General features: G+C 40.3%; 12 protein-coding genes. 2 read left to right on the top strand and 10 right to left on the bottom strand.

Features of this window, described 5'->3' with window-relative positions; genetic code table 11:
• Positions 1–225 precede the first annotated feature (225 nt).
• From cspE (VXS03_RS18835) to ftnA, 7 genes are all read right to left on the bottom strand, one after another.
• Positions 226–441: a transcription antiterminator/RNA stability regulator CspE gene (cspE, locus tag VXS03_RS18835; RefSeq protein ID WP_327765372.1), complete on the bottom strand. Its 216-nt coding sequence runs from the start codon at positions 439–441 to the stop codon at positions 226–228.
• A gap of 211 nt (positions 442–652) precedes the next feature.
• Positions 653–862 carry a hypothetical protein gene (locus VXS03_RS18830; protein WP_327765371.1) on the bottom strand — a complete coding sequence of 70 codons (210 nt, stop codon included), beginning with the start codon at positions 860–862 and terminating at the stop codon, positions 653–655.
• 348 nt (positions 863–1,210) lie between these two features.
• A complete protein-coding gene (gene cspE, locus VXS03_RS18825; protein WP_005372118.1) occupies positions 1,211–1,414 on the bottom strand; it encodes a transcription antiterminator/RNA stability regulator CspE in 204 nt (67 codons plus the stop codon).
• 381 nt (positions 1,415–1,795) lie between these two features.
• Positions 1,796–2,983, bottom strand: coding sequence for an NAD(P)/FAD-dependent oxidoreductase (locus tag VXS03_RS18820; protein WP_327765370.1), 1,188 nt, complete (start codon positions 2,981–2,983; stop codon positions 1,796–1,798).
• A gap of 146 nt (positions 2,984–3,129) precedes the next feature.
• Positions 3,130–4,239, bottom strand: a complete 1,110-nt coding sequence (locus VXS03_RS18815) for a mechanosensitive ion channel family protein (protein ID WP_327765369.1) — start codon at positions 4,237–4,239, stop codon at positions 3,130–3,132.
• A 145-nt stretch (positions 4,240–4,384) separates the two neighbouring features.
• Complete coding sequence (gene uspB, locus VXS03_RS18810) at positions 4,385–4,723, bottom strand: universal stress protein UspB (protein ID WP_199190817.1); 339 nt, start codon at positions 4,721–4,723, stop codon at positions 4,385–4,387.
• Between the two features lie 69 nt (positions 4,724–4,792).
• Positions 4,793–5,323 carry a non-heme ferritin gene (gene ftnA / locus VXS03_RS18805; RefSeq protein WP_080159266.1) on the bottom strand — a complete coding sequence of 177 codons (531 nt, stop codon included), beginning with the start codon at positions 5,321–5,323 and terminating at the stop codon, positions 4,793–4,795.
• Between the two features lie 254 nt (positions 5,324–5,577).
• Between ftnA and VXS03_RS18800 the strand changes: the two genes are divergently transcribed.
• On the top strand, positions 5,578–6,000 hold the full coding sequence (locus VXS03_RS18800) for a universal stress protein (protein ID WP_327765373.1): 423 nt from the start codon (positions 5,578–5,580) through the stop codon (positions 5,998–6,000).
• A gap of 139 nt (positions 6,001–6,139) precedes the next feature.
• Entirely contained in the window at positions 6,140–7,027 is an 888-nt protein-coding gene (locus VXS03_RS18795; protein WP_327765368.1) for a carboxylate/amino acid/amine transporter, read from the top strand.
• Positions 7,028–7,074: 47 nt separating this feature from the next.
• Here the strand turns inward: VXS03_RS18795 and fre are convergent, their stop codons facing one another.
• The 3 genes from fre to ubiD all read right to left on the bottom strand — a co-directional run bounded on the left by fre (position 7,075) and on the right by ubiD (position 10,010).
• Positions 7,075–7,785, bottom strand: a complete 711-nt coding sequence (gene fre, locus VXS03_RS18790) for an NAD(P)H-flavin reductase (protein ID WP_327765367.1) — start codon at positions 7,783–7,785, stop codon at positions 7,075–7,077.
• Positions 7,786–7,794: 9 nt separating this feature from the next.
• Entirely contained in the window at positions 7,795–8,058 is a 264-nt protein-coding gene (locus VXS03_RS18785) for a 2Fe-2S iron-sulfur cluster-binding protein (RefSeq protein WP_327765366.1), read from the bottom strand.
• A gap of 86 nt (positions 8,059–8,144) precedes the next feature.
• Positions 8,145–10,010 (bottom strand): 4-hydroxy-3-polyprenylbenzoate decarboxylase, encoded by a 1,866-nt coding sequence (gene ubiD / locus VXS03_RS18780; RefSeq protein WP_327765365.1) that lies wholly within the window; start codon positions 10,008–10,010, stop codon positions 8,145–8,147.
• Positions 10,011–10,139: the final 129 nt, after the last annotated feature.

The following is a 10,139-nucleotide window of genomic DNA, read 5'->3' as shown; positions in this document are numbered from 1 at the left end:
ACTATCAAATGTGCAGGATGTGCAGGATGTGCAGGATGTGCAGGATGTGCAGGATGTGCAGGATGTGCAGGATGTGCAGGATGTGCAGGATGTGCAGGATGTGCAGGATGTGCAGGATGTGCAGGATGTGCAGGATATTCTTAGAGGAAAGGTTCCTAATAACAATGCATAGATATAAAAAATGCCGGCCTTAGCCAGCATTTTATTAGCAAGTAACGTGTCGAATTATAACGCGATAACGTTCGCTGCTTGTAGACCTTTCTGGCCTTGCTCAACGTCAAATGATACTTTCTGACCTTCAGCTAATGTTTTAAAGCCTTCAGAAACGATAGCACGAAAGTGAACGAATACGTCAGCGCCGCCATTGTCTTGAGTAATGAAACCAAAACCTTTCTCTTCGTTAAACCACTTAACAGTGCCCATTGTTTTTGATAGTGACATGTGTGTTCCCTAGTTTGAATCCGATTAAATTATCGCACACTGCAATAATCTGAAATGATAATATTCATATAAATCACTGCACTATCCTTATACTCATAACCATACCGAATTGTTATGAAGGTGTACTATATTTATATTGTTATTAAATAATGTCATTTGGCGAGATAAGACATTTAATTAAAATCATTTCTTAATTAAATCCCCTGAGGTATTAATAAGAAATGTAGAAATTACCAATTACTTTATTGCTGCTATTTGTAATGTTACCTGCTGATGTTTTTTCACAGTAACTAAATGAGATATCAAGATTATCAACATTACCGTTAATAAGAACATGACGCTTTAATACATCACTGTTTAACTGATGAATATTGGCACTCCAAGTGCGTTGGTTTTTTACTAAATTAAAGTTTACTATCATTATTAACCTCTTGATTTTCATTTGTATTTACAGGGTTTTCTTGACGATTCTGTTGGAACCAAAATCGCTTACGGCCTAATGAACGAGACATAAGTATCCTTAGTTTTTTACTAGCAGAAAAATATTCAGATGATAAAAGGCATCTAACATTATTCATGCTAATTAAGTTTTTGAGTTTTTATTTATAATAAAGTAACGAAGTAAATATGAACGTAACGACAAATACAGAAGCAGATGTTGGAAGTGTTTTATATTTCGATGATATTGTATAAATAATTTTTAAATTAAAATGGGTGTTATCAAAAGTGACGCAAACGGTACTGCGACCATTTGCGTCGACTTAAAATATTATAAAGCTACAACGTTTGCAGCTTGAAGACCTTTTTGGCCTTGCTCTACTTCAAAAGACACTTTTTGGCCTTCAGCAAGAGTTTTGAAACCTTCAGATGCGATTGCACGGAAGTGAACGAATACGTCAGCGCCGCCATTATCTTGAGTAATGAAGCCGAAACCTTTCTCTTCGTTGAACCACTTAACGATACCAGTAGACATAATGTGTCCCTTAATTTTGATTAAAATTCATAAAAAATTAAACGCGAATAAATCGCGATGCGCTGAAAGCTTGAATTATTGAATGTGACGATGAAGCTAAGGGAAACACTAAGGAATGCAACAATAACGAAGATATTCTGAGGGTTTTTCTTTTACTTGATGTTTTCATTAATAACTCTGAACAACAGAGCACCGACATTATTATGTGGTTCGCAATTATTGTAAAGATTTATTTTTTGAAAACCATCAAAACAACCCCTAACAATATGATATTACTTGGTAAATATTTACTCACCACCAAGTAATATCAATAAAAAAACACCACTTTGGATAAAATTTGAATCTTTTCAGAACGAAAACACTCAAATATTCGCTCAAATATTATGCATTTTGACCCGCTACATAACCTGAACTCCACGCCCATTGGAAGTTATATCCCCCCAACCAACCACTGACATCCATCACTTCACCAGCAAAAAAGAGCCCTTTAATCTGCTTAGATTCCATGGTTTTTGATGATAATTCATCAGTATCAACCCCACCAAGGGTCACTTCAGCAGTGCGGTAACCTTCAGTCCCATTAGGCGCAATATTCCAGTGATGGAAATACGTCGCTAACTGCTCAAATTCTTTATGATTAAGTTGCTTTAACGGTTTATCAGTAATATCGCCACGAGTGATTAATACTTCAATTAAACGCTTAGGTAACAATCGAGATAAGGTGTTCTTTATACTTTGATTTGGGTGTTGTTCACGTAATTCAAGCAATGTTTCAGCCAAATTAAGCATCGGTAATAAATCAATACTCACCTTTTGTCCTGGTAACCAATAAGATGAAATTTGCAGCACCACAGGACCAGAAAGGCCACGGTGGGTAAATAGTAGATTCTCTTTAAAGCTAGTACCGTTGTCTGTCGTAATCACAGCAGGTACAGCGATGCCCGAAAGTTCTTCAAAAGCATCTTTATCTTGTTTATGCAGAGTAAACGGCACTAAACCAGCAGTCGTCGGCACCATTTTCAAGCCAAACTGTTCTGCAATTTGATAACCAAATGGCGTTGCACCTAATTTAGGCATCGACAAGCCTCCTGTCGCCACCACCAGCGATTCACAGCAGATCGTTTCACCGTTAACATTCAAACTAAACCCAGTATCTAATTGGGTAACAGCACTGATGTCGGTTTGATAACGTAAACTGATATTAGGCATATCACATTCAGCCACCAACATTTTGACAATGTCTTTTGCGGAATCGAGACAAAATAATTGTCCATGCTCACGCTCTTCATAATCAATCTCATGCTGACAAACCAAACCAATAAAATCCCATTGGCTATATTGTGACAATGCTGATTTAACAAAATGGGGATTACGGCAAACATAATTATTAGCGGCAACATCATTATTGGTAAAATTACAGCGACCACCACCTGAAATTAAAATTTTACGACCAGGTTTCTTGCCGTGATCCAGCACAAGCACTGAGCGTCCGCGCTTGCCTGCTGTAGCTGCGCACATTAAGCCGGCAGCACCTGCACCAATAATTACTACATCATATTTGTTCGCCATGGATTTCAATCAGCCTTTAATGTCACTAAATAAACGCAAAAAGGATGCTAACAGTTAGCATCCTTTTTCTATTGTTACGGCTATTTTACCTGCCTCTCAGCCCAATACCAACAGCTATCCCACCACAAGAATTTATTCGATAAAAATCAAGCTTGTTGATGACGTTCAATAGCAGCTAATGCTGTCACCGCAGCCGCTGGCATGTCTAGCGTTGTAGTTGGGAACGCAAAGTCAGCGCCATGCGCATGAACAATTTCAACAATTTTCAGCATCACATCTTGCTGTACTGCTTTGTATTTGACCCAATCAACGGTTTTAGTAAAGGTGTACACCAAAATATTCAATGATGATGGCCCATAAGTATCAAAACTCACAATCAAGGTTTGGCGCGTTTCAATATCAGCATGGTTTTGAAGCATTGTTTTTATATCATCAACCACCAGCCCCACAACCGCCGCATCGCAATAACGTAAACCAACACTTTGTTTAATACGACGATTCTGCATTCGTGACGCATTTTCTACCACTACCGAGCTAAAAACTGAATTAGGGACATACAACGGCCGTTTATCAAAAGTGCGAATCACCGTCATACGAAACCCTATTCGCTCAATCGTTCCTTCAATTTGGCGATCAGGGCTGCGAATCCAATCACCCACTTTAAAGGGACGATCAAAATAAATCATCATTCCACCAAAGAAATTGGCTAATAAATCTTTGGCTGCCATACCAACAACTAAACCACCGACACCACCAAAGGTCAGCAACCCCGACAAACTTAAACCGAAGTTTTGCATCACAATTAAGCTACTCAATACCATTACAATTAAGCGTAATATTTTTGAAATAGCGGTGACGGTAGTGGCATCTCGATGTGGGCGATTATCTAAAATGGTTTGTTCAATATTGGTAATCAACCGCATCAGAATCCAAATAAAGACCCCGACCAATAATAAGTGACGCAATAAAGCCAAGAAGCCACTTGAATAAGAGGTGATGTTATCAACCATTATTCCTAATGACATCAATCCAGGCCACACCCAAATACACAACGAAACAGGAGCTCGAACGGCATCAATTAATGCATCATCCCAAATAAAATGCGTTTTGTTCGCTATGGTTGCTAGTCGGCGTGAAAGTAATAACCATCCGCCCCACAGTAATGTACTCAACAGCAGCAACAAGCCGATGTTATACATCCAATTAACAGAGGCACCCTTTTCAAGTGATGACCACCAGATGACAAATTGATCCATAGCGACGTTGTTTCCAATACTGAAAAGTAATAAATGAAGTGGTATTAATAAAGTTTAGCCATACCAAGCACATGATATAACACTGAAGAAGGGGATCGCAAAGAGAGTGTCACTGAGGAAGTGACACCTAAACAGAGAGTGATCTTTAAAGCCCGAGAAAAGCCACTGCAAAAATAGCCACAAAGAAAGTGATCATAAAAGTACTAGCCAATACGAACAATTTTCTGACTTTCATGCATTTCGCCATAAATAGCGGATCGTGATGTTTTTTATACTGTTGGCTACGAATATAATGAAATAAGCGAATTTGTTTACTGACATTACCTTGTGACGAAAAGAAACCACGCCCGTCAACTTGTTGATATAACAACGGATCGCAGTCTCGCATTACCACTAACAAAGAACGTAATGTACTGATATACCGACAAGTATTAACGGTTGCCACCAAAAAAATCGCAACCAAAAGTGCATCACCACTGATCATAGTTATCCCCTCTTTATATCACGCGCTTATAGGGATAAAGGGGCGATGTATCACCCCCCTAGAACCACTTTAAGCTTGTGAGTCCATGACTGATGTTGGTGCTGACTCGCCTTTAGCCATTGCAGCTAAATCTTTATCAATAAAGAATAATGCTTTGCCATCTTCACCAACTAACTCAATTTTATCTAAAATGCCTTTAAATAGTTTTTCTTCTTCGTGCTGCTCTGACACATACCACTGTAAGAAATTAAATGTTGAGTAATCCTGAGTAGAAAAAGCAACGTGTGCTAATTCGTTAATTTTTTTAGTGATAAGTTGTTCATGTTCGTAAGTTTCACGAAACACATTTCCAAGAGAAGCAAACTCATGCTTAGGAGCTTCGATGGTACCTAAAATAGGTAACGCACCCGTTTCACTCACATAAGTAAACAAACGTTGCATATGCTCCATCTCTTCAGCAGCATGCACGCGTAAGAACGCAGCGGCACCTTCAAACCCTTTATCTTCACACCATGCACTCATTTGTAAGTACAAATTTGAAGAAAAGAACTCTAAATTAATTTGCTCGTTAAGATTTTCAACCATTGCCTTGGCTAACATTGCACTACTCCTGTTTGTTTAAGTGTAATCAAGACATTGTCACTGTGCATTGTTAAGAATGCAACAAATGAACAAAACGTCCTAAATAAGAGAACAACTATTAGTATAAACCACTAAAATAACAATAAAAATGGCTCAACGATTACGAAAAATAATTAACCATTTCGTAATCTATAGATGCGATCTAATCGATATTTTTAAGTGTAGACCAGTGCTAACATAGACTATTATTATATGGCTATGGAATATAAGTGATGGTTTATAAACATATTATCGCAGCTATCGATCTTTCTGAAGATAGCGCCTATCTCGTCAATAAAGCCGCGAAATTAGCACAATCATTGAATGCTAAACTATCACTGGTCCACATCGATGTTGACTATGCTGATCTCTATACGGGCTTAATTGATATTAACTTAGCAGAAATGCACGAACGTGCTGAAAGCGATGCTCAAAATAGATTACATGAGCTTGCCAATAATGCAGGTTACCCTGTTGCTCACACCTTAGTCGGCAGCGGTGATTTAAGTGAAGAAATTTGTAGCGCCATCAAAGATCTTAATGTTGATTTAGTAATTTGCGGTCATCATCAAGATTTCTGGAGTAAGATTTTATCATCAACTCGTCAGCTAATTAGCCGCACTCCGGTTGATTTATTGATCGTCCCGCTAAAATAATAACTCACTATAAATATAGCAGTCGTTATCATAACGACTGCTAATCATGATAACGATGGTACGCTGTCATTATCATATTCTTCATCGCACAATTTGGTTACACTGCTGCTATCCCCTCTTAATACACCCAGTTGCAACGATGAAATACTTATCACTAATAACCCTATTATGGGCATTTTCGTTTAGCCTAATTGGCGTTTATCTCGCAGGTCAAGTTGATGCTTGGTTTTCAGTTTTAACCCGCGTTTGTCTCGCAGCACTCGTTTTTTTACCTTTTTTACGTACCCAACACCTACACCCTAAACTTGCTATCAAATTAATGGTCGTTGGCGCATTTCAGCTTGGGCTAATGTATTGCTTTTATTATCAATCGTTCTTGTACTTAACCGTTCCAGAAGTGCTACTGTTTACGATTTTTACGCCTATTTACGTCACCCTCATTTATGACGCATTACATAAACAATTTTCGCCGTGGTATTTACTGAGTGCGGTGATCGCAGTGATTGGAGCGGCGGTAATTAAATTTGAGGGAATTAATCAACACTTTATTATTGGCTTTTTCATTGTTCAAGGCGCAAACCTGTGCTTTGCGATTGGCCAAGTTGGTTATAAACGCATTATTGAACAAGAACAAACGGATATACCACAACATACCGTGTTTGGCTGGTTTTATTTAGGCGCTGTGTGTGTCGCTGTGCCAATGTATTTATTGTTTGGTAATAGTGCCAAATTCCCCACAACATCATTGCAGTGGGGAATTTTAACCTACCTCGGTGTGATTGCTTCTGGACTGGGGTATTTCATTTGGAACAAAGGTACCACCATGGTCAATGCTGGTGCATTAGCGATCATGAATAATGCTTTAGTACCCGCGGGGTTAATCGTTAACTTAATGATTTGGAACCATGATGTCGATTATCCACGGCTTATTATTGGCGGTGGAATTATTCTATTATCACTGTGGTTTAACGAAACATGGATTAAACAAAAGGTTGCCACCCAACGCGCATTAGCCCTCAAAAAATAGCCACAAAAAAGGCGCGATAATCGCGCCTTGTTTCAGCTTTAGAGTAACTAGATAAACGCAAAAGCATCGGCAAACATATGCTCCCGTAATGCACCTTTTTCTGTACAAAAACGTTCACGCGCAGCACCTGCCATTTCAAAGCGGCCACACACATAAATATCATAGGCAGATAAGCTTACAAAATCGTCAGCAACTGCGTCCAATACATTACCAATTTTACCCTGCCAACCTTCAGGCGCTGTTTCTACAACAGGTACATAGCTAATATTGGCGTATTGCTGTGTTAGTGCTTGCATTTCATCATTCGCATACAGCTGACACAAATCACGTCCACCCCAATAAATAAAAATCGGCTGAGTTAAGCCACGACTAATACAATTGTCAACCATACTTCGAATATAAGAGAACCCCGTTCCACCAGCAATCATTAGCAATGGACGTTGACTTTCATGACGTAGCCAAGCTTCACCATGCGCCGCTTCAATCGTCACAGGTTGGTGAGCCGTTAATGCATTCTTCATCGTCTCAACCACTTCTAGTGCATAAGCATTATGTTCAGCAGCGCCAATATGAAGCTCAAGCTCACCTTGACGACAAGGGCTACTAGCAATCGAAAACGGGCGTTTATCTTGTTCTCCCATTACTGCTAATAAGTATTGCCCTGCTTTAAAATCGAGGGCTTGTAATGGCGTTAACAAAATACGGTATGTATTACATGCCAACGGTTCAACTGACTTTACTTCACATTGGATAGACATGGTTTTCCTCTAGTCTAACGATAACACCAAGTCACTTTCCACTCTCGCCTGACAAGCAAAAATCCAGCCTTGTGCTTGCTCTTGTGGCGTCAACATCGGCTCAAGCTGATAACTTACCTCACCTTGATGTTTACGACACATACACATTGCACAAGCACCCACTTGGCAGCGATTAGGAAAAGCGATGCCTGCGTTGAGCGCTGCTTGTAATACGGTTTGCTGCACATCGGCAGTAAACGTAATGTTATTGGGCAACAGGCGTACTTGATACATAAAAACTCTCAATTCAATGATAGGTATTATCATTGAAGTATAAAAAGATTAGGCACTTGATTGTTACTCAAGCCCATATTTAACAGCTAGTGATTGATTGCTAATTGCGCCCACATTGCATCTACTTGTGCCACAATTTGAGGATCTTTAATAATCGGCGTGCCCCATTCTCGTTGGGTTTCAGCGCCAATTTTATTGGTAGCGTCAAAACCGATCTTTGAGCAACGCTCTGTAGTCGCAGCAGTTAATACCGTATCACGACTTGGATCCATGCGGGTTGTAACCGCCCAAATAACATCATTCCAATCGCGCACATTGACGTCGCCATCACAGATAATCACAAATTTTGCATCGGTGAATTGATTCAAAAAGGCAGAGACTGCGCTCATAACCTGTAGACCTTCACCCACAACAGTTTTATTAATACTCACGATTGCCATACTGTGATCAGCCGCTTGTGGCGGTAAATAACAATCGATGATCGCAGGAAATTGCTGGCGTAAAGCGAGTAATCCAGCCTCAATATCATACTCAGCAGACTTTAATCCGACCGATGTTGCTGCAGTATTCGCTAACTCTGCTGGCCATTTAATGGTGGCATCAATCCCCATTTTTGAGCCTAAGCCCACCACTGGCGACGCAAAATCCAATGAATCAATTGGCGTATTATCAATCAGTAATGTATCTCGAACCGGATCCATACGCGTGGTCATCATATTGATCACACTCTGCCAATCGCGCGCATTAACATCATCATCACATACAATCACAAATTTAGTGTACATAAACTGACGTAAAAACGACCACACTCCCATCATGACCCGTTTAGCATGTCCAGGGTATTGCTTCTTCATTGTCACCACCGCCATGCGATAAGAGCACCCTTCTGGCGGCAAATAGAAATCAACAATCTCAGGAAATTGTTTATGCAAAATAGGCACAAATACTTCGTTTAACGCCACGCCAAGCACCGCAGGTTCATCCGGTGGACGACCGGTATAGGTACTGTGATAAATCGGATCATTACGCATCGTGATATGAGTAATGGTAAACACATGATGACGCTCAACTTCATTGTAATAGCCGGTATGATCGCCATAAGGTCCTTCATCGGCATATTCTTCAGGGTCGATATAGCCTTCCATCACGATTTCTGCACTAGCAGGCACTTGTAGATCATTACTGATACTTTTAACCACCTCTGTGCGACTACCACGCAATAAGCCAGCAAATGCATATTCAGATAACGTGTCAGGCACTGGCGTTACAGCACCTAGTACCGTGGCAGGATCGGCGCCAAAAGCAACTGTTACTGGAAATTTCTCACCAGGATGGGCTTCACACCATTCACGCATATCTAACGCGCCACCACGATGAGCAAGCCAGCGCATAATCACTTTATTTTTGGCAATTTTTTGTTGGCGATAAATACCTAAATTTGGGCGTTTTTTATTCGGACCACGAGTAATGGTTAATCCCCATGTCAGTAACGGTGCAACATCATCAGGCCAGCAACTCATGACAGGGATTTTATCGAGATCAACCTCGTCACCTTGCCAAATAATTTGTTGGCAAGGCGCTTTACGGAGTACTTTGGTGGGCATATTAAGCACTTGCTTAAATACCGGAATTTTATTGATTGCGTCACGTAAACCTTGAGGTGGTTCAGGTTCTTTTAAATACGCCAGCCATTCTCCAACTTCGCGTAATTGCTTAACATTGTCACGTCCCATTCCCATTGCAACGCGCTCAGGCGTACCAAACAAGTTTGCCAGCACTGGCATGTTATAACCTACAGGATTTTCAAACAGCAATGCCGGGCCCCCAGCGCGCAGAGTACGATCGCAAATTTCCGTCATTTCCTGATTAGGATCGACGGGCTGTTGAATGCGTTGTAATTGCCCTTGCTGCTCTAAATAGGCAATAAAGTCACGCAGATCCTTGTATTTCATAGCGACTACCTGTAGCTAAACTAAGTCAAATGGACATTACTACCATTGACCTAATGAGAATGATTTTTGCTAGTATAACCAGTTGTGCGACGGAAAACACCCGCCGCTCCCAAAAAGAAAATACCCTTT

Source organism: Photobacterium sp. S4TG1, assembly GCF_036040035.1.
In the GTDB taxonomy this organism is placed as follows: Bacteria; Pseudomonadota; Gammaproteobacteria; order Enterobacterales; family Vibrionaceae; genus Photobacterium.
Note: the sequence above shows the minus strand (reverse complement) of the source record. Positions and strands in the feature narration are given on the sequence as shown.